Source organism: Mesorhizobium sp. M0816, assembly GCF_040320005.1.
In the GTDB taxonomy this organism is placed as follows: Bacteria; Pseudomonadota; Alphaproteobacteria; order Rhizobiales; family Rhizobiaceae; genus Mesorhizobium.
In genome coordinates this window covers 125,848-150,417 of record NZ_JAMYOT010000003.1, presented here as the reverse complement: position 1 = coordinate 150,417, position 24,570 = coordinate 125,848, and the positions used below count along the sequence as shown (strand labels likewise).

Below are 24,570 nucleotides of genomic sequence, written 5' to 3'. Positions count from 1 at the left end.
CAAATACGGTTGATGCCATCGCCCAAGACATCGGCTGCAGCCCGCCAGGGCGATCTCTTTGCCGCCGCCGACGACCTGCCGGAAGGATTCCGCTACCGGCCCGAACTGATCACGCCGGACGAAGAAGCAGCGTTGGCGAGCCAGCTCGCAAGCCTGCCTTTTCAGGCCTTCGACTTTCACGGCCATCTGGCAAACCGGCGGGTGGTCGGTTTTGGGCTGCGTTATGATTACGACCGGCGCGAAGTCGTCGAGGCACCGCCGATACCCGGCTTTCTGCTGCCGCTCAGGGAAAAGGTTGCAGCCTTCGCCCGCCTGCCCGCCGAGACCTTCGTGCAGGTGCTGATCAACGAGTACCGGCCGGGCGCCGGTATCGGCTGGCACCGCGACAAGCCTCATTTCGAGGCCGTCGCCGGTGTTTCCCTGCTGGCCGCCTGCAGCTTTCGCCTGCGGCGGAAAAACGGCACGCGATGGGACCGCAAGACGGTCACCGTCGAGCCAAGATCGGCCTATCTGATGACGGGCGCCGCGCGCAGCGAATGGGAGCACAGCATTCCGCCGGTTGCGGAGCACCGCTATTCGATCACGTTGCGCACGCTGCGGCCGCAACGCGCTTAAAGCAGAGCGGTGAGGAAGCCCGAGCACTGCCCTAAGAACTGGGCTGAAACAAATTCATCCGTCGCCATGCCGGCCGGCAAAGTCCGCCAACATGGCGCGCTGGCCTTTCAGTATCTTGAGGTTGGCTTCAGGCAGGGAGAACCAGCCCGCTTTGTCGACTTCGGCAAATTCCTTCATCGAGCCGGACCTTGGCGGCCATTCCATGACGAAGGTGTTGCTGCTGATGGCGTCGCTGTCGAAATCCGTCTCGACGCACCATGCGATGACGAGCTTGCCGCCCGGCTGCCTGTAGCTGCCAAGGCTTTCGAAATCCCCGTCGATGGCAAGGCCGAGTTCCTCTTCGGCCTCGCGTTTTGCTGCCGCCAGCTCGTCCTCGTTCTCGTCGACCAAGCCCTTCGGGATCGACCATGCGCCGTCGTCCTTCTTCGCCCAGAATGGGCCGCCCGGATGCACCAGCAAGACCTGGAGATGTCCTTCGCTTCGGCGATAAATCAGCAACCCTGCGCTGCGTTGGGCCATTCCGCTATTCCCCTGACGAAAATGCAACGAACGTCCGGGCCGGCATGTGGAGCAGCCGGAACGATTTCCGCGCGCAGCCGTTCCGTCCGTTCGACAAATGAGTGATCGACATGGCGACGCCGCGAGCTGCCTGGAAGGGCTTTATGAAAGTCGGATCGGTTTCCTGTGGCGTCAAGATCATCGGTGCCGTCAGCGAGGCCGAGAAAGTGCATTTCAGGATCCTGAACCGCAAGGACGGTCTCCCGGTCAAGAGCGCCTATCTAGACGAGGAGACCGGCGACACGGTCGAGGCGGCGGAGCAGGTAAAAGGCTATGAGGTCGAAAAGGGTGAGTTCATCCATATAGAGCCGGACGAAATCAAGAAACTGAAGATGGTATCGCAGCATACGCTCGAGATCGGCGAGTTCGTGCCTGCCGCCGAAATCGATGCACGCTACCTCGAAAAACCCTACTATCTCGTTCCGGCCGACGCGCCCTCCACGGAGGCTTTCGCGGTGATCCGGGACGCCATGGCCAGGAAAAAGGTAGCAGCCCGCTCCTGCGTCGTGCTGTACCAGCGAGGCCGAGAGGTGCTGATCCAGCCACTGGGCAAGGGCATGCTGATGACGGAATTACGCAACCACAATGAAGTGGTCGCGGCGGACGCGGTGTTCGAAGGGCTGAAGGCTCGCAAGGTCGATCCCGAGATGCTGGAAATCGCGCAATTGCTGATCGACAAGAAGCCCGCCAAATTCGACCCGTCGAAGTTCGACGATACTTATGAAAAGGCGCTGGTTGCAATGATCGAGGCCAAGCGCAAGGGCAAGAAACCGCCCAAGCCGGCACCTGAGCCCAAGACGAACGTCATCAATCTCGCCGATGTTCTGCGCAAAAGCCTGGCGCAGGAAGGCGGCAAGGCTCCCAGCAAAAAGCCGAGAACGGCCCCGAAACGCAAATCAGCCTGAATGTCCGAAAGCGGATCGAACGGAACCGAAAACGCTCGCGCGCATTTAGATGACGTAGCAATCCGTCGGCAAGCCAAGCGGAGCGGGGGACTGGTGGACGTCGTTGAACTAAGGACTGGCGGGATCCCGCAAGTTTCCTCCGCCGATCTGATGCAGGCGTTGCCTGTGGCCGTCTACACCACCGACAAACAAGGCTACATCACCTTCTTCAACGAAGCCGCTGCCGATCTCTGGGGATATCGTCCGGTTATCGGCCAGGATCGCTGGTGCGGGTCATGGAAGCTTCGCCACCTCGACGGGCGACCGATGACGCATGACGAGTGTCCAATGGCCGTTGCCTTGCTCGAGGAGCGGGACGTTCGTGGGGGCCGAGCCATCGCCGAGCGGCCGGACGGCCAACTCATCCCGTTCAGTGCGCATCCGGTCCTGCTTCGCAATGAAGCCGGCGAGGTTGTCGGTGCCATCAACACCCTGCTCGACCTGCGCATGCAGACGCTGGCCGACGACGCCGGCATAAGGCTCGCCGCCATCGTCGAATCCTCGATGGACGCCATCGTGTCCAAAGACCTGAACGGCATTATCACCAGCTGGAACGACGCGGCACAACGCCTGTTCGGCTATACGCCCGCCGAGGCGATCGGGCGCCCGGTGACGATCCTCATCCCGCCCGACCACCTGGATGAGGAAGCCATGATCATCAGCCGCATTCGCGCCGGCGAACGGATTCCTTCATACGAGACTATCCGGCAGCGCAAGGACGGCACCCTGGTTCCGGTTTCGCTCACCATCTCGCCTATACGCGACGGCATCGGGCGTATCATCGGCGCCTCCAAGATCGCGCGCGACATCAGCCCCCACAAGGAAAGCGAACGGCGCATCCGCACACTCATGCGCGAAGTCAACCATCGCGTTAAAAACCAGTATTCGGTGATCGTCTCGATGATCCGCGAGACCAGCAAGCTGGCGGGTACGCCAGAGGCCTTCCTTTCACGGGTCCGGGAACGCATCATGGCGCTTTCGGAATCGCACGACCTCCTGGTCGATGCGGAATGGCGTGGCGCGACCATCGGCGAATTGATCCATGCCCAGACCAAGGCCTTCGCGACACAGGCCCGGCTGTCGATGAGCGGGCCGATGATCATGCTGCAGCCGAACGCCGTGCAATATCTCGGCATTGCCTTTCACGAGCTGGCCACCAATTCGGTAAAGCACGGAGCGCTGTCGCACCATGACGGACGGGTCGAGGTCGAATGGACCGTGACCCCAGCCGCCGATGGCAGCGATGGCTTCCGCCTTGTCTGGCGGGAGCTGGACGGACCATTGGTGGATGAAAACACGCGACGCGGTTTCGGAACGGTTGTGCTCAAACGCGTCACGCCGCAGGCGCTCAGCGGCACCGGCCGCCTGGAATTCGCCAGGCACGGCATCAGCTGGACGCTGGAAGCGCCGCTGCGCTTCGTTCAGATGTCGACGGCCGGCATCGCGGCTGATTGAAGGCCGCTGCCTCGGCCGCGGCTTGGCGGCCGTGTGTTAGCGCAATCCCTGTGGTAGCAATCAGGAGGAGCAGCGATGAGTTGGCTGGGCACCTGGCGGAATCAGTACGGGTCGGTGGTCGAACTGACCAGCGAAGAGGGCGGACGGATCAGCGGAACCTTCAGGACGGCGCTAGAGGACAGCGCCTTCTTCGGCATGACCGTGCCGCTGTTCGGAGCCTGCCATGGAGATGTCATCGGCTTCACCTGCGCGGCCGAAGGGCGGGTCGGAGCCGCAGCGGTGAGCTATACCGGCATTCTCAGGGATGGGAAGCTGGAGATGCTGTGGCACACCGTTGCGGATGCCGCTCTGTCGGCGGAAAAGGAAGGTGCCCCGGCCCGAGCCAGGAAACTGCCCGCCTGGCGCGCCTTTGGAACCAGCCTCGACAGTTTTGAACGCGTCTCCTGACGTGTCGGGCCCGCCGCCGCGGCATTCAGCTCGCAAGTGAGGCAGCAGGGTTCCCGCGGTGCATCGGAACTCGCGCTGACGATGGCGCGTTAGCCAGGACATGCGCTGTTCGTTACGGGGTCGACCTAATGAGCGTGCTTTATCGCGCAGCGAAAATCGCCGAACAGGCTCATGCCGGGCAGACGGACAGGACAGGGCGGCCTTATATCGAACATTGCCGCCGGGTCGTCGATGCCGTCGAAACGCTCGACCAGAAAGCCATCGCCTATCTTCACGACGTCATCGAAAAAGGCGACGGCTGGAACCGCGACCGGCTTGAGGCGGCCGGGTTCGGGCCGTCCATCGTATCGGCCGTCGACGCCATGACGCGGCTGCCGAACGAGGGCGATGCCGCGTTCGTTCGCAGGGCTGCGGCCAACCCGCTGGCATTGCCGGTCAAGCACGCCGATCTCGCCGACAATCTATGGCAGGCACGGCAGATCGGTGCCTCGACAGCGAAATACGAAGACGGCCTGCGCATTCTCAGGGAAGAGTTCGCGAGCTGACGGACAGCTGGCGGCTGTCGCCGATGTGGGGTCTACTCGGTGACGTGCGGCGTGTGCCGCTTGTCTTCCGCGGGATCGGCGTCGATCCGCGCCCTGCCGGGATCGAACGCACCATGGCGGGCGATCGCCAACGCCGGGGTGTCGGGCGTCTCGTAGGCCCACATGAAGTCTTCTGCCGACGAACCGACCGCATGAACACGCCAATAGCTTGCCGTGCCCTTCAGCGGGCCGTGGCTGGTCGTGTTCGTCTTCTCCAAGAGGTCGAAATAGATGTCCTCGAAGGGTATGTAGAAAACAGGATCATGGCCGTCCTCATAGAGCACCTTTGCCCGCTCGCTCGACGCAATAATGGCATCGGAGAACCGGACGGTCACGGTTCCATCAAACGGGACAACCCTGAGCGGGCCTGGGCGGGGGGCGGAATCTGCGGATAAGGACTGCATTCGACTTCTCCGTTGACTGCGCTGCCTTCCCGAAACGTGTTGTTGCCCGTCAGGGTTCCAGACCGCGGGCGCGCCGAGGCCGGGTGGTGGAACGGTTTTGCAAGGTCGTCGTTGTTTCAGACCTCCGCACGCGCCATAATCGCAATGGCCGCCACTCACCGACTCAACAGCAAATGGATAACATGCTGGATCGATCGCCTACCCTTCCAAGGTCGCTTGGCGCTGCGCTGCGAAGGGAAGTGCCGCGGTTTGCGGCACCCGGCAATGAAATTTCATGCACTACGGTCGCATCCTACAATGTGCATAAATGCGTCGGCACCGACGGCAGGTTCGATCCGGAGCGGGTCGCGGCCGTGGTCAAGGAACTCGACGCCGATATCATTGCTTTGCAGGAGGCCGACGAAAGAACCGGAAGCAGGCAGGGATTGCTGGATCTCGCAGCACTCGAGCGCGACAGCGACCTCGTCCCCACACATATCCCGGAAAACCGCCGAAGCCATGGCTGGCATGGAAATCTGATCCTGGCACGCCGCGGCGTGGTCGAAAGCGTGAACCAGATCCGGCTGCCCGGCCTGGAGCCGCGCGGCGCGGTGATCGCGGACCTGGAGCTGAAGGGCGTCTCGCTCAGGATCATAGCCGCACATTTCGGCTTGCTGCGGCGGTCGCGCTCGCAGCAGGCCAACGCGCTGGTCGAAGCCACGCACCCGGTTCTGCGGCCAACAATCCTGCTTGGCGACCTCAACGAATGGCGCGTCCGCAACAGGTCTTCGCTGCTGGCCCTGCTGCCGCATTTCGGTCCGATCGATGCGGTTCTGCCGAGCTTTCCGTCGCGCTTTCCGCTGTTTGCGCTCGACCGCATCCTGGCCAGGCCGCCGCACCTGATTTCCAGCATCGAGGTGCACAAGACGCCGCTGGCGCAGCGGGCTTCCGATCATCTGCCGATCAAGGCCCGGCTGAACCTGGACGCGATACGGCAGCCGCGACTGCAACCAGAATGAACCTGAAGGGTTGTTAGTCAGATTTCAGACGGTTTGCTTCGCTGATGTTTGTCGGTGCACTTTATGGATACAGCCATTTCGCGGTTTGCCCGGGACAAGATCGCTGCCGGCAATAGCGGGCTGGTGCTGATCGCCGACAATTATGACGCGTTTGCCGCACGAATCCTTGCCGCGCGCAGTGCCACCAGCAGCCTCGACCTGATGTACTATCTCTGGCACGACGACCATAGCGGCCGGCTGCTGATGCAGGAGGTCGTCAAGGCGGCGGAGCGCGGTGTCCGCGTCCGCATGCTGCTGGACGATATAAATCCGCGCAACAGCGACGCCGCTTACCTGGCGCTCAACAGCTACAAGAACATCGAGCTGAGGCTGTTCAACCCCAGCGGCATGAGGAACGGCAGCATCTTTCGCTCGCTGGAGATGGTCGCCCGGCTGTTTGCGATGACCCGCCGCATGCACAACAAGGCCTGGATCGCCGACGGGAGCCTGGCCATCGTCGGAGGAAGAAATATCGGCGATGCCTATTTCGACGCCGCGGAGACAAATTTCCGTGATCTCGACCTGTTGCTTCTCGGTCCTGCCGTAGGGCAGACGATGCAGATCTTCGAGGCGTTCTGGAATTGCGAGGCGGCAAAGCCGATCCAGCTGCTCAACCCGGCTGCGGTGGGCTCGCGCGCCGATTTCCTCGACAATCTCGATGCGACCGCGGACGGCCAGCTTTTGAACAGCCTCAGTGCCTGGCGCACGATCACGGAGTTCATTGCAGCGCACAGCGAGGTCTGCTGGACGAAAGGCGTTCGCGTCATTTCCGATCCGCCGGAAAAGGTGCGCGGCAAGCGGCGCAGGAACTGGCTGACCAAGGAGCTGCTTCCCGCTATCGCGGCGACGAGGCAGCGGCTCGAAATCGTCTCGCCCTATTTCATCCCCGGCGGCACCGGGTTGGCCATCCTGTCGAAGCTGGTGGATCGTGGCGCCGAGGTTGCAATCCTCACCAACTCGCTCGCCGCGACGGACGTCGCCGCAGTGCACGGCGCTTATGCCAAATACCGCCGCAAGCTGCTTAAAAAAGGTATCCAGCTTTTCGAATTGCAACCCTTCAACCGCCAGGCCAACATCTCCGTTTTCGGCTCAAAGGGAGCCAGCCTCCATACCAAGGCCTTCACGGTCGACGATACGCTCGGGTTTGTCGGTTCCTTCAATTTCGATCCGCGTTCGGTGTCGTTGAATGCGGAAATGGGCGTGCTTTTCCACGATGCCAATCTGGTGATGGAGTTGCGCCGGCTGTTCGAGCACGAAAAGTCACCGCAGACGAGCTACCAGCTGGTCCTGGACAAAGGCGCCTTGCGGTGGCTCGGCATCGCGGATGGCGAGATGCGGCAATGTTCGCGTGAACCGGAGGCCAGTCTCTATCGGCGCATCGTTGCAGCGCTGGTTGGCTGCCTGCCGATCGAATCGCAATTATAGAAGCGACGGATTTGTCGGAACGCAACTCTTTGTCGGAACGAAAATGCGGGACCACGAGTTGTAACCGTTGTCCGGAGCATGCCGATGAAGACCACGATATACAGTTTTCTTGCCGAGCTCTTGCCGTTCTGGATGGCGCATAAACGCAAAATGCGCGCCGACCGCGCCGCTGAGCGGCCGACACGACCGGCTGCTGCCGATGACGATGGTCGGCCGACAAACGATCCGAATCGAGCAACACCGGCGCGTCGGCGCAACACGTCTTAGGGCGGGATGCTTTCAAATTAGATCCCGCTCCAACTGTCTGGTTAGACGCAATTCCGCGACGCCAAGTGATTCCATTTGGCTGCAGAAGCTCCAGTTCCTAGCGATCACGCTATCGTCAAGTATCGCTACCCGAAATCCGGCGTTGCCAAGCATCCATTTTGCAGCACGTACGTTAATGTGCACTACAGGGTTGCCGCTATGGGTGAGCGCCATGAGTGACAGTGCGATAGAATTCTTGCAGGACTGGATCCACGAAAACGTTCATGTGCCGCCGCCTCCGATCAAGCTTGAAAGGGAGGCGGAAATCCTCGCCAGGGAATGCAAGGAAGAGGCGGCCGATGCCGGCGTACCCATCGAAGACATCGAGGAAGAGGTTGGCGACCTCAAGGATCTGCTCGTCGCCAAGCTCGAAGACGCAGCCGAGAACGAGGCCAGGCAACTCAACGGCCACGGCCAAAAGATTTCTAAGTCGGCGGCCGAGCAAAAGCCGGCCCTGTAAGGCCGGTCCGAGCGCAGGCAAGGCATCACGAGGTGCGCCGCTTCGGCCTATTGTCCGATCAGCGTCAGCCCGAACAGGATCATCAGCCAAAACCCGGCAGCAGCGACCGCAAGACGCGGCAGGACGCCGTCGCTGGCCAGATGCATGAACAGGATGGCGATGACGGCGGTCTTGGCCGCGGCGATCACCAGATTGAGTGCCGAATTGAAGCCGCCGAGCGCGAGGAAGGACGAGCCGACGGTCAGGGCTAGCAAGGCTAAAAGCCCGATATAAGCAAGCGTGAGTTTGCGGAACTCGCTCATCTGTTGATCAGATAGAGGACGGGGAACAGGAAGACCCAGACGATATCGACGAAATGCCAATAGAGGCCGATTGCCTGCACGCGCCGGAACCGGCTGGCCTCGATCGTGCGTGGCCACAGCGCGAGGATGCCGCCGATGACGATTACGCCGCAAATCAGATGCAAGGCGTGCAGTGACGTCATCGCGAAATAGAGGCCGAAGAAGAATTCGGCATGAACAGGATCCGGGCCCTTATAGATGAAAGGTGCGCCGAGCACCGGCGCCAGCCCTTCGCTGAATTCCCTGGCGTACTCCGTCGCCTTGATCGCCAGGAAGACGACGCCGAGCAGCGCCGTCGCAGCCAATGCCCAGCCAGCGGCGCGCCATCGCCGCGCGGCCGTGTACATATGGGCGAGCGCCATAGCGAAACTGCTGGTGATCAGGACGACGGTGTTGGCCGTGCCCAACGGCAGCGACAGATGCTTCGCAGCGCCGGCGAAGGCGTCGCCATAACTCAACCGGGCAAACATGAAGACGAGCAGGATGGCGCCGAACAGCATCACCTCGGAGCCGATTAACACCCACATGGCAAAGCTGTCGGCTGCCGTTTCGCGAGCCGGCCGGTCGAAGGCGATACTTGTCGTTGGTGACTTCAAACCAGATCCTCCACCGGGTCCGACCGTTTCTCGGTCAGGCCCTTCATCGGATAGTCGTAGGCTGGTCTGGTGACGGTCGGCATGCGATCGAAATTATGCGCGGGCGGCGGCGAGCTTGTTTGCCATTCCAACCCGGTCGCTCGCCACGGATTGGCCGGCGCCTGCGCGCCTCGAAACAGCGACCATGCCAAGTAGAGGAGCGGCATCAGATAGCCAATCGCCAGCACCACGGCGCCAGCCGACGACAGGATGTGCCAGAAAGCGAATTCCGGCGGATAGGTATGGTAGCGCCGCGGCATGCCCAGAAAGCCGAGCACATATTGCGGAAAAAAGGTCAGGTTGAAGCCGATGAAGGTGACAGCCGCGGCTATACGGCCCCAAACCTCCGAATACATTCGGCCGGTGAGTTTCGGCCACCAGAAATGCAGCCCTGCCATGTAGGCGGTCACCATGCCGCCTACCATGATGTAGTGGAAATGGGCGACGACGAAATAGGTGTCGTGAACGTGGACGTCGATGGCGAGCGCGGCAAGGAAAAGGCCGGCCAGCCCGCCGAAGGTGAACAATGCCAGGAAGAACAGCGCATAAAGCATCGGCGTCTCGAAGCTGATTTCGCCCTTGCGCAGCGTCAGGCTCCAGTTGAAGACCTTTATCGCCGATGGGATCGCGACGCAGAAGGACAGGAACGAAAACACCACGCCGGCATAGGCCGACTGCCCGCTGACGAACATGTGGTGGCCCCAGACGAGAAAGCCGAAGACGGCGATCGCCATCGAAGCCAGGGCGACGGCCTTGTAGCCGAACAGCGGCCGGCGGCTAAAGCAAGGCAGCACTTCCGAGACCACTCCCATGCCTGGCAGGATCATGATGTAGACGGCGGGGTGCGAGTAGAACCAGAACAGATGCTGGAACAGCAGCGGATCGCCGCCGAGGTCGGGATTGAAGATGCCGATGCCGAAGACGCGCTCCAGCACGATGAGGATCAGCGATGCTGCAAGCACCGGCGTCGCCAGCACCATCACCAGGCTGGTGGCGTACAGCGTCCAGACGAAGATCGGCAGCCGGAACCAGGTGAGGCCAGGCGCTCGCAAGGTGTGGACGGTGACGATGAAATTGATACCGGTCATGATCGTCGAAAAGCCGACGATGAAAACGCCGAATGCCGCGGTCGAGACAAATCCGTTGGCATAGAGCGTCGACAGCGGCGTGTAGAAGGTCCAGCCGGTGTCGACGCCGCCCAAAACCACCGAGGCGAGCGCGAACAGGCTGCCGAACATGAAGACGTACCAGCTTGCCAGGTTGAGCCGGGGAAAGGCGAGGTCGCGCGCGCCGATCATCAGCGGCAGCAGGAAATTGCCGAGCGTTGCCGGGATCGACGGCACCAGGAAGAACCACACCATGATGATGCCGTGCAGCGAAAACAGCCGGTTGTAGACATCGTCGGAGACCAGGTCACCGGCCGGACTCGCAAGCTCGATGCGCATCAGCACGGCAAAGGTTCCGCCGAGGAAGAAGAAGGTCGTCAGCGAGACGAAATAGAGCCACGCCACCCGTTTGTGGTCGGTTGTCAGCAGCCAGGAGCGCGGCCCGGCACCTTCTGCGAGATAGTTTGCCGACGCCAAATCGCTGCTCATTGCGGCGCCTCGTTTTTTGCCGCCGGGAACGAGGGAGATTGGAGCGAAAGGGATTTGAGATAGGCCATCAGCATCTGCAGTTCGGCTTCGTCAACGAGACCGTCGAAGCTCGGCATCACCGGCTGGTAGCCGGCGGCGATTTCCTTGTTCGGGACAAGGATCGAATCGCGCAGATAGCGTTCGTCGGCGATGACCGTCTGCCGGTTGGCCAACGCCACCGGCTGGCCGAAAACCCCATCGAGGCCGGGCGCCCGCACCTTGCTGGAATTGCCGTGACAGCCGGAGCAGCCGAGCGCGCGGAACAGTTTCCCGCCGCTCGTGGCAAGGCTTTCGCCTTCACCTTGACTGCCGAGCCATGATGCATATTGCTCCGGCGCCAGCACCGTCACCCAGCCGCCCATCTCGGAATGCTGCGTGCCGCAATATTCGGCGCAGAACAGGTGATAACGCCCCGGCTGCGTGGCGATGAACCAGACATTGGCCGTGCGTCCGGGAACGGCATCCTGCTTGACCCGAAAGGCTGGCACGTAGAAGGAGTGGATGACGTCCTGTGATGCCAGCGACACCACCACCGCCTTGCCGACCGGCACGTGCAGCTCGTTGATCTCGCGCTGGCCGCCGGGATGGCGGAATTCCCACATCCATTGCTTGCCGAGGCCGGCGATCTCGACGGCGTCCGGTGGCGGACGGTCGCGCCGGACAAAAAGGACTGCGCCCCAGCCGAAGAAGATGAAGGCCATCACCAGGCTGGCAATGGTCCACGTCATCTCCAGCGGCAGGCTGCGGGCACGCGCCCCTGTACGGTCGGCTGCGGAGCCGATACGATATTTGACGGCGTAGCCGACAACGAGAACGGTCAGGAACAGGCCGAGCGCGAGTGCGAAAGCCAGCAATGTGTAGAACAAGGCATCGACGCTGCCTGCGATGGACGAGGCTTCCTGCGGGAAAAACCGGATGCCGAAGCTCACGCCCGCCTCCCGCGCGCCAGCAGTATGGCCGTCGCCAACCCCACCACCATGACGATGCTGGCGAGCTTCAACGCAGCCCAGATCGCCGGCGTATATCGCCCCTTGGACGCATCGAAGCCGGCGCAGAGCAGGAAGACATGATCGGCGATCGAGCCGAGCGTGCCGGAAGATGCCTCGACAAGGGCAAGCTCAAGATCGCGCGGCGTGAAGCTCAGCGCCGGCAGCACCTGCGCTATCCGGCCTTTTGGCGTCAGCGCGATGACCGCGATCGGATGGGCGAATTGGTCGATCCTGGCGCGGGTGTCGAAACTGATGCCGGCTTCCGCGGCAAGGGCGCCGCCGGCGCCGTCGGCACTGGTCAGGAACCGCCACGCCGACAGGTTCCTCGCGTCGGCCGCCGCGGCGACCGTGGCTTGCGCATCGCCCGCATCTTCGGGCGTGTCGGCGGCATCGATCGAGACGAACAAAGCGCGATAGGTGTCGGGGTCGAGCGAGGTCTTTTTCAAATCCGAGGCGACCGCCTGTTGGGTCACACCACAAAGGTTCGGGCATTTGTCGTAGCCGAAAATCAGCAGCGCCGGCCGGCCGGCAAGCATTTGGCCGATCGTGCGCTGCTCGCCGGACGCATCGCGAAACACCCGGTCGAGGCTGAGCTGCGCGCCGATCTCGGGATCGAAGGCCGGGCGTGCGAAAGCCATGGCCGGCAGTGCCGCGAGAAGGGAAAAAGCGGTTAGCCAGGCCTTCACGGCCGGCCTCCCTGGCCTGGCGCGGTCCGGCAGCGCGCGGCCTGTGGCGCGCGTGGTATCTCGGCCTCGACCAATCGGCAGTCGGCGCCGGCGGCCGGCGCCGGCTGCCCCCAGTTCGGCAAACCATGGCTGACGATCGCCCACATGGCGTCCTCGATCGGAATGCGGGCAATGCCGGCGGTGCGGTCGACCCAGCCGACCTTGTTCAGCTCCTGCTCCTCCGCCTTGCGGAAGGCAGCGAGGTCGTCTTCTGGAAAGCGCTGCAAGGCTGGACTGGCCCGGTTGCCGACCGATGATGGCCCCGGCAGCGGCCCGAACGGCCTGGTGTCGAAGACGAGCCCGAGGACGATGACTGTTGCGGCCAGGAGCAGCAGCAGGCCGGCCGCGAAGGCAAGCAGCGCGCCCGGCCAGACGTCGCGCGTTTCGGGATGGCGGGCTGCCCTAGCCATGGACCGGCCTCCGGCACCAGAGGGCGATCCGGTCCGGCCGGCCAAGCGCGAAAAGCAGCAGCGCAAGCCAGAGGCCGCCAGCTCCTGCCAGCGCGGCAAGATCGTACCAGAATGCGATCACATTACCGTCCGCCAACGGCGGTCTGATCCGCCAGAGGACATCGACGTAGTGGCCGGCCAGCACGATGCCGCAGATCGACAGCAGGCCGGCATGGCTGCGCTTCAGATCCCGGCTGAGCAGCCCGGCAAAGGGGACCGCGAATTGCAGCGCAATCAGCAGCCAGAGCAGATACTGCCAGCCATTGCTGCTGCGGATGAGGTACCAACGGATCTCGTTCGGCAGGTCGCCGCCCCAGGTCACCAGCCATTGCATGAACGACAGGTAAGTCCAGAGCAACACGAAGCCGAACAGCATGTTGGCCAAATCCTCGCCGAGCGCGACATCCTCCTCGCCGCCCGGCATGACCTCGATCGAGCGGTTCACGCACAGTACCGTCATCGCCAGGGCGTAAGCGCCAACGACTTCGGCGGACGCTTCCAGCAGCGCATAGATGGTCGAGGAGAACTCCGGCTCAAGCGAGAGCATCCAATCGATGGCAAAGATCGTGACCGCCAGCCCATGCGCAATCAATCCAGCGGCATAGGCCTTGCCGCGGCCGGCGCTGCCACGGCCGCTATCGGTCGTTGTCCAGTCAAGCACGCGCCACGCCACCACCAGCCAGATCGCGGCGCAGGCGGCAAAGCGCAGCAAAAAGAACGGAACGTTCAGATAAGAGAATTTCTGGCGCACCGTCTCGGGCAATGCAGCCGCGTCGGCACTCGCCCAGGGAAAGACCAGGTCGAGCCTGAGCAGAACCGGCAGCAGCAGAAGCAGCGCCAGCGGCAGCGTCGCGACGAGAGCGCGCAGCGGCTGGCGGATTGCCTCGCCCCAGCGGCCGCCGGTCAGCCCATGCACGATCAGGATGGTCAGCGCCCCGAGCGGCAGGCCGAGCAGGAAGAGCGCCGCAGGCAGCCAGCCGGCCAATGTGGCTCTGAAGTCGAAGGCCAATCCCGTGGCGCAAAGCACAAGTCCGACGGCGGCCACAGCAAGCGCCGGCAGAATCAAACGTTCGGCGGCAAGCCGCATCATCGCCCGCATCATCGATCCGGCTCCGCATTGAGCTCGGCGCGGAGGCTTTCCGGCAGCTCGGCAATTGGTGCATCGCGCGAATATTGCAGGGCGCGGATATAGGCGACGATCGCCCAGCGGTCGGCAGGCGGGACACGCGCCGCGTAGGAATACATGGCGCCATAGCCGTTGCTGATGACGTCGTAGAAATGCCTATCGCTCGCCTTGCGCAACGCGTCCTGGTGATAGGTCGGCGGCGCCGGAAAGCCCCGCTCGACGATCATGCCGTGGCCGTCGCCGGCGCGGCCGTGGCAAGGCGAACAGAAGATGTCGAAGCGTTGCTGGCCTCGCCGCAGCAGCGTCATCGTGACCGGATAGGGAAAAGTGTCGGGTACCGGCGAAAGATCGGCATCGCGTGCGACTGTGTCCTCGACCGGCGCCCGCGCCGACATGCCGTCGGCGAATTGGTTGCTGCTTTCGAGCGGATCGTAGCGCGGCTGGTCCTCCATGTCCTGCCGGCAGCCGGCGACCAGCAAGGCTGCCGACAGCAGGATCGTGCGCATGTTCACGCCTCCACCTCCTCGACGGTTTCGGCGCCGAGCCGTGTCAGCTGGCCCTTGGTCACGCCCTTGCGGAACTTCGGATCGGCGGCCTCGACGAGCAGATAGAACTTGCCGCCGCGCGCATAGGTGAAGCTCGTGGCGTTGAAGACCGGGTGGTAATATTCGGGCAGGCGATTGGCGGCCAGCATGCCGAAGAATGCGGCCAGCGCAGCGCCAAGTATCGCGGCCTCGAAGGCGATGACGAGAAAGGCCGGCCAGGAATGCAGCGGCCGGCCGCCGACATTGAGCGGAAAATCGATCTCGACCGAATAGAGGATCAGGCCATAGACAAACACCGCGCCGGCGACGGCGCCGCCAAGGATGGCCCATGGCAAGCGCGTCTTGCGCATGCCGAGCATGTCGGCCAGCCCATGCACATGGAACGGCGAGAACGCGTCCATGCGCCGGTAGCCGCGCGCCCGCATGGTGCGGACCGCCTCGGTCAGCGCTTCGGGATCGGCGAAAGCCGCAATGACGCCGTAAAGGCTCATCTTGCGCCGCCCCTCTCCCCGGCCAGCTCCTCGACCTCGAAAATGGTGATGGCCGGCAGGACGCGGATGAACAGGAAGACCAATGCGAAGAAGGTGCCGATCGAGCCGAACAGGATGCCGAAGTCGAGCCATCTCAGTGATTGTTCGCCCCAGGACGACGGCAGGTAATCGCGGCTTGGCCCGGTGACGACGATGACGTAGCGCTCGACCCACATGCCGACATTGATGATCAGGGCAATGGCGAACAGCACCGCCATGTTGAGGCGCACCCGGCGGAACCAGAGCAATTGCAAAACAGCGCCGTTGCAGGCGAGCATGGTCCAGAACAGCGGCGCATAAGGTCCGAAGGCGCGCTGCCACATCATCGTGCGCTCATAGGTTTCGCCCGAATACCAGGCGAAGAAAGCCTCGGAGGCATAGCCGTAGATGACGATCATGCCGGCGGCGATCATCAGCTTGGCGGCATTGTCCATGTGCCGCGGCGTGATCAGATCCTGGACCGAAAACGCCCAGCGCAGCGGGATGGCGATGGTAAGCACCATGGCGAAGCCGGACAGCAGCGCGCCGGCAACGAAATAGGGAGGAAAGATAGTCGAATGGAAGCCCGGCGTGATGGCGAAGGTGAAGTCGAGCGAGACGATCGAATGCACCGAGACGACCAGCGGCGTGGCCAGTGCCGCCATCAGGAAATAGACCGTCTGGTAGCGCGCCCAATGAAAGGCCGAACCGCGCCAGCCGAGCGCCAGTATCCCGTAGAACAGCTGCGCCGGGCGCGATTTCGCCCGGTCGCGCAGGACGGCGAGATCGGGCAGCAGGCCCATATACCAGAACATCAGCGAAACGCTGGCATAGGTGGCGATCGCCGCGAAATCCCAGACCAGTGGGCTGCGCCATTGCGGCCAATGCATATGCGTGTTGGGTAGCGGCAGCAGCCAGTAGAAGAACCACGGGCGGCCGAGATGCAGGATCGGGAAAAGCCCCGCCATCGCCACGGCAAACAGCGTCATCGCCTCGGCAAAGCGGTTGATCGAGGCGCGCCATGGTTGGCGCAGAAGCAGAAGCACCGCCGAGATCAGCGTGCCGGCATGGCCGATGCCAATCCACCAGACGAAATTGCCAATCATCGTGCCCCAGACAACCGGAATGTTGACGCCATAGGCGCCAACGCCGACCGAGATCAGATAGGTAATCGAATAGAGAAAGATGAGGACGAAGACGAAGCAGGCGAAAAACGCGGTCCAGAAATAGCGCGGCAGCCTGCCGTCGAGGACGATCGCACTGATACGGCCGCTGATCTCCGGAAGGTCGTGCCGGCCGCGCAGAACGGGCAGTGCGCCCGGTTTTCCAGCAATAGCCTCAGCCATCGGCTTTCCCGCCTGGCGAGAGACGGCCGTTGATATTCCTGATCTTGCCGAGATAGGTGGTGCGGGGTCGCGTGTTGAGGTCCTCGAGCAAGGCGTAGTGTTGCGGCGCTGCTTTTTCCTGCACGACAGCGGCGCCCTTGCTGTTGAGGTCCCCGAAAACGATCGCCTGTGTCGGGCAGGCCTGCTGACAGGCGGTCACCACTTCGCCGTCGGCGATGTGGCGGTTTTCGATCTGCGCCTTGATGCGTTTTTCGGAAATGCGCTGGACGCAGTAGGTGCATTTTTCCATCACACCGCGCGAACGGACGCTGACGTCTGGATTGTGCGCGGCCTGTTCCGGTCCGGCCGCATCCTTGTCGAATTCCTGGAAGTCCAGGAAGTTGAAGCGCCGCACCTTGTAGGGGCAGTTCTGCGAGCAGTAGCGCGTGCCGATGCAGCGGTTGTAGACCTGCGCGTTCAGCCCGTCATGGGTGTGGGTGGTGGCGTTGACCGGACAGACGACCTCGCACGGCGCCTTCTCACAATGCATGCAAGGCACCGGCTGGAAAAAGACGTCGGGATCGTCGAGCGGGCCGGAGTAGTAGCGGTCGATCCGCAGCCAATGCATCTCACGGCCGAGTGCCGACTCGTCCGGCCCGACGGTGGCGATGTTGTTTTCCGCCTGGCAGGCAGAAACGCAAGCCATGCAGCCGATGCATGCCGACTGGTCGATCGACATGCCCCAGGCTTCCTGGCTGTATTGCCAGTCGGGATAGAGCGATCCGGTTGGCGCGGGCGGGGCGCCGTCGCGCACGAAGTGTGGATTTTTGCGGAAGGCCTCGAGCGAGGCATGGCGAACGATCGCCCTGCCCTCCATCGCCTGATGGTGTTGCGTGGTGATGACCCGCGCACTGCCGTCCCGCGGCGCGACCGTGGCGCCATAGACGATCCAGGGAGCCTCGAGGCTTCGCAGCCTGTACGCGTCGTGGCCGTCGGCGAGTGCTGCCACCGAACCGAGCTTCCGGCCGAAGCCCAGAGCAAGTGTCACGGTCTCGTCGGGATGGCCAGGCATGATCCAGACCGGCGCATCGATGTCCGTGCCGTTCGAGGCGATATTGACGACCCGGGCGTTTTCCACCTGAAGCCGCCCCGCCGTCGCTGGCGACATCAGCGCTGCATTGCCCCAGACGATCTTGCTCAGTGGCCGCGGCAATTCCTGCAGCCAGGACGAGTTGGCATTGCGTCCGTCGCGCAGCCAGGGATCGGCGACGAAACGGATTTCGACGCCTTTGGCCGCTTCGACGCGCGGGTTCAGGCCGCGCAAATCCGCCGGCATCGCAACATCGACTGGAGTGCTGGCACTGCCGGATACAAAGCCGTCGCGAAGCGCCTTTCGCCACGCGGGATCGTCCAGTGCTTGCGCCCAAGTCGTTTGTGCCCATGTCCGGCGGACGAGCGGCAGCGCAGAAACAGCTAATTCACCGCCAAGCACGGCCAGGATTTCATGCACCGCCCGCCCCTGGTAAAGCGGCCTGATCAGCGGCTGCACGATCGACGCGGTTCCGTCATGGGCGCGCAGGTCACTCCAACTCTCGAGATCATGCGCAGCAGGGACATGCCAGTGTGCGACGAAGGCGGTTTCGTCGCGGTAGAGACCCCAGTGGACAAGAAGCTTCAGCTGCGAAAACACGTCGCGGACATCGAGCCCCGCAGGTGCGGTGTGGAGAGGATTGGCGCCGAGTATGACAACGGTGTCGATATCTCGCGCGGCGATCGCCTGGCAAAGTGCAGCGAGGTCGCCCTCGATGGGCATCGCGTCGGGCGGCTCGATCAGTTCCACGGTGTTGCCAAGCGCACCAAGCCGCGCATTCATGGCAAGAGCCGCGGCATGGACGAACGGTGTTTGATGGGCGCCCGGCACGATCAGCGCCGAGCGGCCGGCCGCCTTCAGGTCGTCCGCAGTGGCAGCCAACCAGGCCGGGTCCAGTGCCAAGGCGCTTGGCGCCGCTTCGCCGCCAAGCACCGCGCTCAGCGCCGCGGCGACGGCTTCGACCTCGCTCGGCCGCACCGGCCTGCGGTGATCGGCGGCAGCGCCGGTGATCGTCGGCGTCGATTCCACCGCATAGACCCGGCTCATCGTATCGTCCGCCCGGCGCACGCGACGCCGCGCGGCAAAGTCACGGGCGTAAGCGAGACGGCCGGGGCCCTCGCCCAGGAAATCCGCGTCGAGACTGACAATCGCGTCGGCGCGATCGAACCGGTAGACCGGTGCAAGCGCCCTGCCGAAAAGAGTCTGCGTGGCTTCGGCGCCGGATGGCGTTGCCAGGGGATCGTGCTGGAACAGCCTCAGCCTGGGGTAGCGCGCGCAGCGCCTCGAGCTGCGCCTTCATGGTGGGCGAGGTCGTCGCCTCGATCAGCAGCGCCGCGCCGGCACCGCCTGAGCCGGCCAGCTGCGAGGTGAGCTCGGCCATGTCGGCAAGGAAGTCGCCATAGGCCGCCGGTTCGCCGTGTTTCAGCGGCATGCGCGAGCGATCGGGGTCGAAAAGCGACAGCACCGCCGCCTGCATGATGGCGTCCGTCGCACCGCGCGAGGCCGGATGGCCGGGATTGCCTTCCACCTTGGTCGGCCGGCCCTCATGGCTTTCGACCACCGCACCGATACCGTAGCCATCGCTCGAAAGCGTGGTCGCGTAATAAAGCGGCTTGCCGGGAACGATGTTTTCCGGCTGGCGGATATAAGGCAGGATGTCTTCGGCCCGGCTGCAGGCGGCAAGCCCGGCCAGCGTCAGCGATGCACCCATCAGCTTCAGCAGCGTGCGCCGGTCGAGCCGCGGGATGCGCTCGGCGATCGAGGGAAATTCGGCATCGACGAAGCGGCGGAATTCCGGCGTATCGGCGAGCTCGTCGAGGCTTCGCCACAGCTCCGGGCCGGGCGAAAGCCGTTCGCGCAGGCCGGCCATGTCTGGAGCCGCGATCGGTTTGTCAGCGGTGGCAGACATAACAGTCGGTCATGGTCTCGGGGTGGATATCGAGAAGGCTGATGAGTGACCGGCGGATTTCGGCGATGCCGGCCGGTGGCTTCCAGTGCATCAGGAACACGTCCTGCGGCGGACGCAAATTAGGCTCGGGATCGCGATGGCATGCCAGGGACCATTCCATCGATAGTGCGTGCGCCCGCCGCATCAGCGGCATGTCGTCGACCTCGCCATGGCACGTCTCGCAGGCGACGCCTTTAGCGATATGGATCGAATGATTGAAATAGACGAAGTCGGGGACACTGTTCACCTGCTGCCACTGCAATGGCTGCCCGGAAGCAAGGCTTGCCCGTATCGGCGCCAGCATGTCCGCGTTGGTGAACAGCTGCGAATGGCAGGTCATGCACACCTCGGTCGCCGGCAGACCCGCCGATGACGCAGTCTCGACGCCGCTATGGCAATAACGGCAATCGAGGCCGAGCTCGCCGACATGGTGCCTGTGGCTGAACGGCACTGGTTGCGCCAACGGCCGGCCAACGCCGGTGACGAAGTCCGAACGCAAGACGGCGGTACCGCCGAGAGCCGCAAAGATCGCCATGAAACACGCGCCCCACAGAGCGAAGCGTGAAATGCCGTTGGCACTCCTTGAAAAGACCTGCGGCATCCCCTCGCCGATTTCGCATCCAGCAAACCGTATTCACCCCCCAAAGTGCCTAACTGCGGCTGCGTGGGTAAGTTCCGGCTGGAGCAGCGGAGATCACAGAATGGTTACCCCGCCCTGGCCCATCAGGTCGGGCTGACCGGAAACCATCGAACCCTCCATACGTTCGGATGAGGTCACGTTCTGTTTCACCCGGATAAGCATCATGACCATCCCCCACCCCCATCCCATTCGCCGCCGGTCCGGCGTTGCCTTCTGGTGGACGATGTTCGTCGGCGCGCTGCTGACGATCCTCGGCCTGCTGATCGGAGGGGGCGGTGCCTGGCTGATCGCGCTGGGCGGATCCTGGTACAATCTGCCCGCCGGGATCGCCCTGCTGGCCGCCGGCAGCCTGCTGCTTGCCGGCAATGCCGCCGGTGTATGGCTTTACGTCCTGACCTGGCTGGCGACCCTTGCACCCGGCGGCCACCATTTCATGGAGACCAGGATCGGCGACGACATCATTGCCTACGCACTGCCAAAAAGCTGACGCCCGACGATGACGGCTTCGCGGGACGCTTCCATCCTGATCGTCGGCGCCGGCCCGACCGGGCTGACGGCGGCAGTCGAACTGGCAAGGCGCGGCATTGCACCTCGCATCATCGACCGCAAGGAAGGCCCGACGCCGCTCGCCAAGGCGGTCGGCATCAGTTCGCACAGCCTCGACATCCTTGAACCGTCCAAAGTCGCTGCCCGATTGCTCGCCGAAGGATTGAAAATTCGCCGAGCCCGTTTCTACTTCGAAGGACGAGCGCTCGGCGAGATCGATTTCTCGATCCTGCCGCACCGCCATAATTTCCTGCTGTCGCTGCCGCAGCGCGACACCGAATCGCTGATGACCGATACGCTCAAGGGATTTGGCATCGACGTCGAATGGCGAAGCACATTTGTCGGCATGGCCGAGCACAAAGGCCGCGCCGAGGTGCGGATCGAGGCGCCAGACGGCCGTGACGAGGCAAGTTTCGACCTTGTCTTCGGAGCCGACGGTGCGCAAAGCACCGTGCGTGATGCCATGGGCATCGGCTTCGATGGCTACACGCATCGGCGGCAATGGAGCATTGCCGACGCCGACATCGACGATTGGCCCTATGAGCCGATGGCCGCCCACGCATTTCTTCACAGGAACGGCGACGTCGGTTTCGTCATCCCGATCGGCGAGAAGCGCTATCGCGCGGTTTCAAACAGCGAGGATGCGTTGGCGCGCATCCCCGGCAATTACCGGATCACGCGGTTGTTGCGGGCCGACCGCTTCCATATTCCGGTACGACAGGCGCCGCGCTATCAAACCGCATGCGTCTTCCTGGGAGGCGATGCCGCGCATGTGCATTCGCCGTTGGGCGCGCGCGGCATGAATCTCGGCATCGAGGACGCCGCGTCCTTCGCCAGGCGTTTCGTCGACGGCACGCTTGCCGGCTACACAAGCGAACGCCACCCGGTGGGGCAACGGTGGATCACGCTCAGCGAGCGCATCCTCTCGCTGGCCCAGTCGGACAACGGCATCATGCAAGGCGTCAGGAACGCGGCCTTCAGCGTCGTCGGCCATCTGCCGCTGCTGCAACGGCCGCTGCTGGAGCGTGTCGCCGGGCTCAAGGAATGACGTGGTCGCATAAACCTTTTCGCCGGACATGCGTTGTTGGGTTTCAAGCCAGGGAGATGACCATGCAGATGAAATCGGAAATCGCCGGCGAGGCCGCCAAGCAGCGGCATATCCAGCGCCGTATCGACGAGAAGGACAAGTCCAAATCCAATGGCAAGCAAAAAGGCGCCATGCAGGCCGGCGCCCGCAAATATCCCGAGCCGCCCTTCCCCGAGCAGCACCAGCCGAAGCCGGGCCATGAATGGGCGATCGAGCCGGCGCCGCTCTACGATGCGCCATTTTATATCGGATCGAAAAAGCTCGACGGCAAAGTGGCCGTCATTACCGGCGGCGATTCAGGCATCGGCCGTGCGGTGGCCGTGCTCTATGCGCGTGAAGGCGCCGATGTGGCGATCGTCTATCTCTCGGAGGATAGGGACGCCAAAGATACCAAACGGGCCGTCGAAGCGGAAGGCCGGCGCTGCATCCTGATCAAGGCCGACGTCAGCGAACGCAACCACTGCCACAACGCGGTGGCTGAGATCGTGCAGGAGTTTGGGCGGATCGACGTGCTGGTCAACAACGCCGCTTTCCAGATCCACTCCAGCGATTTCAGCGAGCTGACCGAGGAGCATTTCGACACGACGCTGAAGACCAACCTCTACGGCTATTTCCACATGGCGCAGGAGGCCGTGCCGCACATGAAACCCGGTTCGGCGATCATCAATACCGGTTCAGTGACCGGCATCGAGGGCTCGAAGCAACTGGTCGATTACTCCATGACCAAGGGCGGCATTCATGCCTTCACCCGCGCGCTCTCGGGCAACCTTGTCGAGAAGGGCATAAGGGTCAACGCCGTGGCGCCAGGCCCGGTTTGGACGCCGCTCAACCCCTCGGACAAGGAAGCCGGCGATGTTTCGAAATTTGGCGCTGACACTCCGATGAAACGGCCGGCCCAGCCGGAGGAGATCGCGCCGGCCTACGTGTTCCTCGCCTCGCCACACTGCTCGAGCTACATCACCGGCGAGATATTGCCGATCGTGGGCGGCTACTGACGGCATGTATTTCATTGCCCTGGCCACTGACTATGACGGCACGCTGGCGCATGAAGGGGTCGTTGCCGAGAAGACGCTTGCGGCGCTTGAACGCTTCAAGAAGAGCGGCCGCAAACTCATTCTCGTCACCGGGCGCGAGCTGCCCGACCTGAAACGCGTCTTTCCCGAAGTCGCGATCTTCGACAAGGTGGTCGCGGAAAACGGGGCGCTGATCTACACGCCGGCCAGCGAGGAGGAGCGGACGATATCCCCGCCGCCCGCCCCCGAGTTCATCGCCAAACTCAGGAAACGCGGTGTCAAACCGCTTTCGGTCGGACGCTCGATCGTCGCAACCTGGGAACCGCATCAGGCTACCGCGCTCGAGGTCATCAAGAAATTGGGGCTGGAGCTGGAAATCATCTTCAACAAGGGCGCGGTGATGATCCTGCCCAGCGGCATCAACAAGGCGACCGGGCTGACAGCCGCGCTTCAGGACCTCAGATTGTCGCCGCACAACGTCGTCGGTGTCGGCGACGCCGAAAACGACCACGCCTTCCTGCGCGCCTGCGGCTTCAGCGTCGCCGTCGACAACGCACTGCCGGCAGTCAAGGATACGGCGGATCTCGTGACACGCGGCGCGCGCGGAAAAGGCGTCGAGGAACTGATCGCCAAGGTGGTCGAGCGCGATCGCGAGCTTGTGCCGAACCGCGACGGCATTCTGCTTGGCTCGGAGGATGGCAAGGAGGTGTATCTGTCGCCAACCGATACGGTGCTGATCGCCGGCAGCTCCGGCATCGGCAAATCGACCCTGGCGACTGCACTGACGGAGCGCTTCGTCGAGAGAAAGTTCCAGTTCTGCATCTTCGATCCGGAAGGCGACTATGACGGTCTCGAAGGCGCCGTCCGGCTGGGCGACGGCTCGAACGCGCCGACGAAGACGCAGTTGCTCGATCTCCTGGAGAAGCCGGACAACAATCTGGTCGTCAATGGCCTGGCGCTGCGCGTTAACGAGCGGCCGGACTTCTTTGCCGACCTGCTGCCGGGCCTTGGCGGTGTTCGCTTCCGCACGGCACGACCACACTGGCTGATCATCGACGAGGCGCATCACCTCTTGCCGAAGCGGCGCGACGACACGCCAATGGTGCTGGCCATGGAATTGCCGGGCACGATCCTGATCACGGTTCATCCGGACGCGATCTCAACCGAGGCATTGCGGCTGGTCACCGCCGTCATCGCACTCGGCCCCAAGGCGAAAAAGGTCATCAAGACGTTCTGTCACGAGACCGGCACCGAACCGCCAAAGGACAAGGACCTGAACTCTCCAAAAGACGAGCGCGTGCTGTTCTGGCGGCCGCAGGCGCGCAAGAAACCTGCCATGGTCGAGCCGATCGAACCGCGACAGTCGCTCAAGCGGCACAGCCGCAAATATGCCGAGGGCCAGCTGGACGAGAAGGGCAGCTTCTATTTCCGCGGCCCCGACAATGCGATGAACCTCCGCGCCCATAATCTGATGATTTTCGCCCAGATCGCCGAGGGCATCGACGACAGGACCTGGGAACATCATTTGCGCGCCGGCGACTATTCCGAATGGTTTCGCCACCAGATCAGGGACAAGGAACTGGCGCGCGAAACCGCCGAAGCGGAGAAAGACGGCACACTTTCGGCGCAGGAGAGCCGCAAGCACGTCCTGGACGCGGTGCGCCGCCGCTATACCGCGCCCGCGACCGCGCCGAAGGAATAGATGCAAACGGCGCCCAGCCGGTCCCAAGCCG

At 63.2% G+C, this 24,570-nt stretch carries 27 protein-coding genes; 12 read left to right on the top strand and 15 right to left on the bottom strand.

The window, feature by feature from the left end; all coding sequences use genetic code 11:
- Positions 1-12: 12 nt before the first annotated feature.
- Positions 13-615 (top strand): alpha-ketoglutarate-dependent dioxygenase AlkB, encoded by a 603-nt coding sequence (locus tag NKI17_RS05060; protein ID WP_023677069.1) that lies wholly within the window; start codon positions 13-15, stop codon positions 613-615.
- Positions 616-669: 54 nt separating this feature from the next.
- Here NKI17_RS05060 and NKI17_RS05055 read toward each other — a convergent pair whose 3' ends face one another.
- Entirely contained in the window at positions 670-1,134 is a 465-nt protein-coding gene (locus NKI17_RS05055) for an NUDIX hydrolase (protein ID WP_023677070.1), read from the bottom strand.
- 110 nt (positions 1,135-1,244) lie between these two features.
- On the opposite strand from NKI17_RS05055, the gene ku reads away from it, so the two are divergent.
- The 4 genes from ku (at position 1,245) to NKI17_RS05035 (ending at position 4,564) form a co-directional block, all read left to right on the top strand.
- Positions 1,245-2,078 carry a non-homologous end joining protein Ku gene (ku, locus tag NKI17_RS05050; RefSeq protein WP_023677071.1) on the top strand — a complete coding sequence of 278 codons (834 nt, stop codon included), beginning with the start codon at positions 1,245-1,247 and terminating at the stop codon, positions 2,076-2,078.
- 93 nt (positions 2,079-2,171) lie between these two features.
- Positions 2,172-3,572 (top strand): PAS domain-containing HWE histidine kinase family protein, encoded by a 1,401-nt coding sequence (locus NKI17_RS05045; protein ID WP_352782486.1) that lies wholly within the window; start codon positions 2,172-2,174, stop codon positions 3,570-3,572.
- A 75-nt stretch (positions 3,573-3,647) separates the two neighbouring features.
- Positions 3,648-4,019: an avidin/streptavidin family protein gene (locus NKI17_RS05040; protein ID WP_352571855.1), complete on the top strand. Its 372-nt coding sequence runs from the start codon at positions 3,648-3,650 to the stop codon at positions 4,017-4,019.
- Positions 4,020-4,147: 128 nt separating this feature from the next.
- Positions 4,148-4,564 (top strand): HD domain-containing protein, encoded by a 417-nt coding sequence (locus tag NKI17_RS05035; protein ID WP_352571856.1) that lies wholly within the window; start codon positions 4,148-4,150, stop codon positions 4,562-4,564.
- 32 nt (positions 4,565-4,596) lie between these two features.
- On the opposite strand, the gene NKI17_RS05030 is transcribed toward NKI17_RS05035, so the two are convergent.
- The gene (locus NKI17_RS05030) at positions 4,597-5,007 is read right to left on the bottom strand and encodes a DUF427 domain-containing protein (RefSeq protein ID WP_502894425.1); all 411 of its coding nucleotides are present in this window, start codon (positions 5,005-5,007) and stop codon (positions 4,597-4,599) included.
- 182 nt (positions 5,008-5,189) lie between these two features.
- Here NKI17_RS05030 and NKI17_RS05025 point away from each other — a divergent pair, with 182 nt between their 5' ends.
- The 3 genes from NKI17_RS05025 (at position 5,190) to NKI17_RS05015 (ending at position 8,235) form a co-directional block, all read left to right on the top strand.
- Positions 5,190-6,005 (top strand): endonuclease/exonuclease/phosphatase family protein, encoded by an 816-nt coding sequence (locus tag NKI17_RS05025; protein ID WP_023677076.1) that lies wholly within the window; start codon positions 5,190-5,192, stop codon positions 6,003-6,005.
- A 63-nt stretch (positions 6,006-6,068) separates the two neighbouring features.
- Positions 6,069-7,469, top strand: coding sequence for a phospholipase D family protein (locus tag NKI17_RS05020; RefSeq protein ID WP_023677077.1), 1,401 nt, complete (start codon positions 6,069-6,071; stop codon positions 7,467-7,469).
- 478 nt (positions 7,470-7,947) lie between these two features.
- Positions 7,948-8,235 (top strand): DUF768 domain-containing protein, encoded by a 288-nt coding sequence (locus NKI17_RS05015; protein WP_023677080.1) that lies wholly within the window; start codon positions 7,948-7,950, stop codon positions 8,233-8,235.
- A gap of 47 nt (positions 8,236-8,282) precedes the next feature.
- Here NKI17_RS05015 and NKI17_RS05010 read toward each other — a convergent pair whose 3' ends face one another.
- Genes NKI17_RS05010 through NKI17_RS04950 form a run of 13 tightly spaced genes read right to left on the bottom strand, consistent with a single transcriptional unit; the run spans position 8,283 to position 20,152 of the window.
- Positions 8,283-8,537, bottom strand: coding sequence for a cytochrome C oxidase subunit IV family protein (locus tag NKI17_RS05010; protein ID WP_023677081.1), 255 nt, complete (start codon positions 8,535-8,537; stop codon positions 8,283-8,285).
- A complete protein-coding gene (locus NKI17_RS05005) occupies positions 8,534-9,172 on the bottom strand; it encodes a cytochrome c oxidase subunit 3 (RefSeq protein WP_023677082.1) in 639 nt (212 codons plus the stop codon). Before NKI17_RS05005 ends, NKI17_RS05010 begins: the two co-directional genes overlap by 4 nt.
- Positions 9,169-10,806, bottom strand: a complete 1,638-nt coding sequence (gene ctaD / locus NKI17_RS05000) for a cytochrome c oxidase subunit I (RefSeq protein WP_352905481.1) — start codon at positions 10,804-10,806, stop codon at positions 9,169-9,171. Before ctaD ends, NKI17_RS05005 begins: the two co-directional genes overlap by 4 nt.
- On the bottom strand, positions 10,803-11,774 hold the full coding sequence (gene coxB / locus NKI17_RS04995; RefSeq protein ID WP_352691334.1) for a cytochrome c oxidase subunit II: 972 nt from the start codon (positions 11,772-11,774) through the stop codon (positions 10,803-10,805). Before coxB ends, ctaD begins: the two co-directional genes overlap by 4 nt.
- Positions 11,771-12,520, bottom strand: a complete 750-nt coding sequence (locus NKI17_RS04990) for an SCO family protein (protein WP_352905480.1) — start codon at positions 12,518-12,520, stop codon at positions 11,771-11,773. Before NKI17_RS04990 ends, coxB begins: the two co-directional genes overlap by 4 nt.
- On the bottom strand, positions 12,517-12,969 hold the full coding sequence (locus NKI17_RS04985; protein ID WP_023677086.1) for a hypothetical protein: 453 nt from the start codon (positions 12,967-12,969) through the stop codon (positions 12,517-12,519). The genes NKI17_RS04990 and NKI17_RS04985 overlap by 4 nt, the downstream gene beginning before the upstream one ends.
- Positions 12,962-14,110 carry a hypothetical protein gene (locus tag NKI17_RS04980; protein WP_352571865.1) on the bottom strand — a complete coding sequence of 383 codons (1,149 nt, stop codon included), beginning with the start codon at positions 14,108-14,110 and terminating at the stop codon, positions 12,962-12,964. The genes NKI17_RS04985 and NKI17_RS04980 overlap by 8 nt, the downstream gene beginning before the upstream one ends.
- Complete coding sequence (locus NKI17_RS04975) at positions 14,107-14,640, bottom strand: c-type cytochrome (protein ID WP_352457837.1); 534 nt, start codon at positions 14,638-14,640, stop codon at positions 14,107-14,109. The genes NKI17_RS04980 and NKI17_RS04975 overlap by 4 nt, the downstream gene beginning before the upstream one ends.
- 2 nt (positions 14,641-14,642) lie before the next feature.
- Positions 14,643-15,170: a DUF3341 domain-containing protein gene (locus NKI17_RS04970; protein ID WP_352457813.1), complete on the bottom strand. Its 528-nt coding sequence runs from the start codon at positions 15,168-15,170 to the stop codon at positions 14,643-14,645.
- The gene (gene nrfD, locus NKI17_RS04965) at positions 15,167-16,534 is read right to left on the bottom strand and encodes an NrfD/PsrC family molybdoenzyme membrane anchor subunit (RefSeq protein WP_352571866.1); all 1,368 of its coding nucleotides are present in this window, start codon (positions 16,532-16,534) and stop codon (positions 15,167-15,169) included. Before nrfD ends, NKI17_RS04970 begins: the two co-directional genes overlap by 4 nt.
- Positions 16,527-18,650 (bottom strand): 4Fe-4S dicluster domain-containing protein, encoded by a 2,124-nt coding sequence (locus tag NKI17_RS04960; protein WP_352905479.1) that lies wholly within the window; start codon positions 18,648-18,650, stop codon positions 16,527-16,529. Before NKI17_RS04960 ends, nrfD begins: the two co-directional genes overlap by 8 nt.
- A gap of 40 nt (positions 18,651-18,690) precedes the next feature.
- Positions 18,691-19,512: a TAT-variant-translocated molybdopterin oxidoreductase gene (locus NKI17_RS04955; protein ID WP_352905477.1), complete on the bottom strand. Its 822-nt coding sequence runs from the start codon at positions 19,510-19,512 to the stop codon at positions 18,691-18,693.
- Entirely contained in the window at positions 19,496-20,152 is a 657-nt protein-coding gene (locus NKI17_RS04950; protein WP_502894424.1) for a cytochrome c3 family protein, read from the bottom strand. The genes NKI17_RS04955 and NKI17_RS04950 overlap by 17 nt, the downstream gene beginning before the upstream one ends.
- A gap of 202 nt (positions 20,153-20,354) precedes the next feature.
- Between NKI17_RS04950 and NKI17_RS04945 the strand changes: the two genes are divergently transcribed.
- The 4 genes from NKI17_RS04945 to NKI17_RS04930 all read left to right on the top strand — a co-directional run bounded on the left by NKI17_RS04945 (position 20,355) and on the right by NKI17_RS04930 (position 24,539).
- Entirely contained in the window at positions 20,355-20,678 is a 324-nt protein-coding gene (locus NKI17_RS04945) for a hypothetical protein (RefSeq protein ID WP_352691323.1), read from the top strand.
- A 9-nt stretch (positions 20,679-20,687) separates the two neighbouring features.
- On the top strand, positions 20,688-21,785 hold the full coding sequence (locus NKI17_RS04940; protein ID WP_352905475.1) for an FAD-dependent oxidoreductase: 1,098 nt from the start codon (positions 20,688-20,690) through the stop codon (positions 21,783-21,785).
- A 62-nt stretch (positions 21,786-21,847) separates the two neighbouring features.
- Positions 21,848-22,819 carry an SDR family oxidoreductase gene (locus NKI17_RS04935; protein WP_352905474.1) on the top strand — a complete coding sequence of 324 codons (972 nt, stop codon included), beginning with the start codon at positions 21,848-21,850 and terminating at the stop codon, positions 22,817-22,819.
- A 4-nt stretch (positions 22,820-22,823) separates the two neighbouring features.
- Positions 22,824-24,539 carry an HAD family hydrolase gene (locus tag NKI17_RS04930; RefSeq protein WP_023677097.1) on the top strand — a complete coding sequence of 572 codons (1,716 nt, stop codon included), beginning with the start codon at positions 22,824-22,826 and terminating at the stop codon, positions 24,537-24,539.
- Positions 24,540-24,570 lie beyond the last annotated feature (31 nt).

What these genes read in the sequence shown, in the direction of transcription:
- NKI17_RS05060 (WP_023677069.1), top strand. Translation starts at nt 13, where the DNA reads ATGCCATCGCCCAAGACATCGGCTGCAGCCCGCCAGGGCGATCTCTTT.
- NKI17_RS05055 (WP_023677070.1), bottom strand. Translation starts at nt 1,134, where the DNA reads ATGGCCCAACGCAGCGCAGGGTTGCTGATTTATCGCCGAAGCGAAGGA.
- ku (WP_023677071.1), top strand. Translation starts at nt 1,245, where the DNA reads ATGGCGACGCCGCGAGCTGCCTGGAAGGGCTTTATGAAAGTCGGATCG.
- NKI17_RS05040 (WP_352571855.1), top strand. Translation starts at nt 3,648, where the DNA reads ATGAGTTGGCTGGGCACCTGGCGGAATCAGTACGGGTCGGTGGTCGAA.
- NKI17_RS05035 (WP_352571856.1), top strand. Translation starts at nt 4,148, where the DNA reads ATGAGCGTGCTTTATCGCGCAGCGAAAATCGCCGAACAGGCTCATGCC.
- NKI17_RS05030 (WP_502894425.1), bottom strand. Translation starts at nt 5,007, where the DNA reads ATGCAGTCCTTATCCGCAGATTCCGCCCCCCGCCCAGGCCCGCTCAGG.
- NKI17_RS05025 (WP_023677076.1), top strand. Translation starts at nt 5,190, where the DNA reads ATGCTGGATCGATCGCCTACCCTTCCAAGGTCGCTTGGCGCTGCGCTG.
- NKI17_RS05020 (WP_023677077.1), top strand. Translation starts at nt 6,069, where the DNA reads ATGGATACAGCCATTTCGCGGTTTGCCCGGGACAAGATCGCTGCCGGC.
- NKI17_RS05015 (WP_023677080.1), top strand. Translation starts at nt 7,948, where the DNA reads ATGAGTGACAGTGCGATAGAATTCTTGCAGGACTGGATCCACGAAAAC.
- NKI17_RS05010 (WP_023677081.1), bottom strand. Translation starts at nt 8,537, where the DNA reads ATGAGCGAGTTCCGCAAACTCACGCTTGCTTATATCGGGCTTTTAGCC.
- ctaD (WP_352905481.1), bottom strand. Translation starts at nt 10,806, where the DNA reads ATGAGCAGCGATTTGGCGTCGGCAAACTATCTCGCAGAAGGTGCCGGG.
- NKI17_RS04985 (WP_023677086.1), bottom strand. Translation starts at nt 12,969, where the DNA reads ATGGCTAGGGCAGCCCGCCATCCCGAAACGCGCGACGTCTGGCCGGGC.
- NKI17_RS04980 (WP_352571865.1), bottom strand. Translation starts at nt 14,110, where the DNA reads ATGATGCGGGCGATGATGCGGCTTGCCGCCGAACGTTTGATTCTGCCG.
- NKI17_RS04975 (WP_352457837.1), bottom strand. Translation starts at nt 14,640, where the DNA reads ATGCGCACGATCCTGCTGTCGGCAGCCTTGCTGGTCGCCGGCTGCCGG.
- NKI17_RS04970 (WP_352457813.1), bottom strand. Translation starts at nt 15,170, where the DNA reads ATGAGCCTTTACGGCGTCATTGCGGCTTTCGCCGATCCCGAAGCGCTG.
- nrfD (WP_352571866.1), bottom strand. Translation starts at nt 16,534, where the DNA reads ATGGCTGAGGCTATTGCTGGAAAACCGGGCGCACTGCCCGTTCTGCGC.
- NKI17_RS04960 (WP_352905479.1), bottom strand. Translation starts at nt 18,650, where the DNA reads ATGAGCCGGGTCTATGCGGTGGAATCGACGCCGACGATCACCGGCGCT.
- NKI17_RS04955 (WP_352905477.1), bottom strand. Translation starts at nt 19,512, where the DNA reads ATGTCTGCCACCGCTGACAAACCGATCGCGGCTCCAGACATGGCCGGC.
- NKI17_RS04950 (WP_502894424.1), bottom strand. Translation starts at nt 20,152, where the DNA reads ATGCCGCAGGTCTTTTCAAGGAGTGCCAACGGCATTTCACGCTTCGCT.
- NKI17_RS04945 (WP_352691323.1), top strand. Translation starts at nt 20,355, where the DNA reads ATGACCATCCCCCACCCCCATCCCATTCGCCGCCGGTCCGGCGTTGCC.
- NKI17_RS04940 (WP_352905475.1), top strand. Translation starts at nt 20,688, where the DNA reads ATGACGGCTTCGCGGGACGCTTCCATCCTGATCGTCGGCGCCGGCCCG.
- NKI17_RS04935 (WP_352905474.1), top strand. Translation starts at nt 21,848, where the DNA reads ATGCAGATGAAATCGGAAATCGCCGGCGAGGCCGCCAAGCAGCGGCAT.
- NKI17_RS04930 (WP_023677097.1), top strand. Translation starts at nt 22,824, where the DNA reads ATGTATTTCATTGCCCTGGCCACTGACTATGACGGCACGCTGGCGCAT.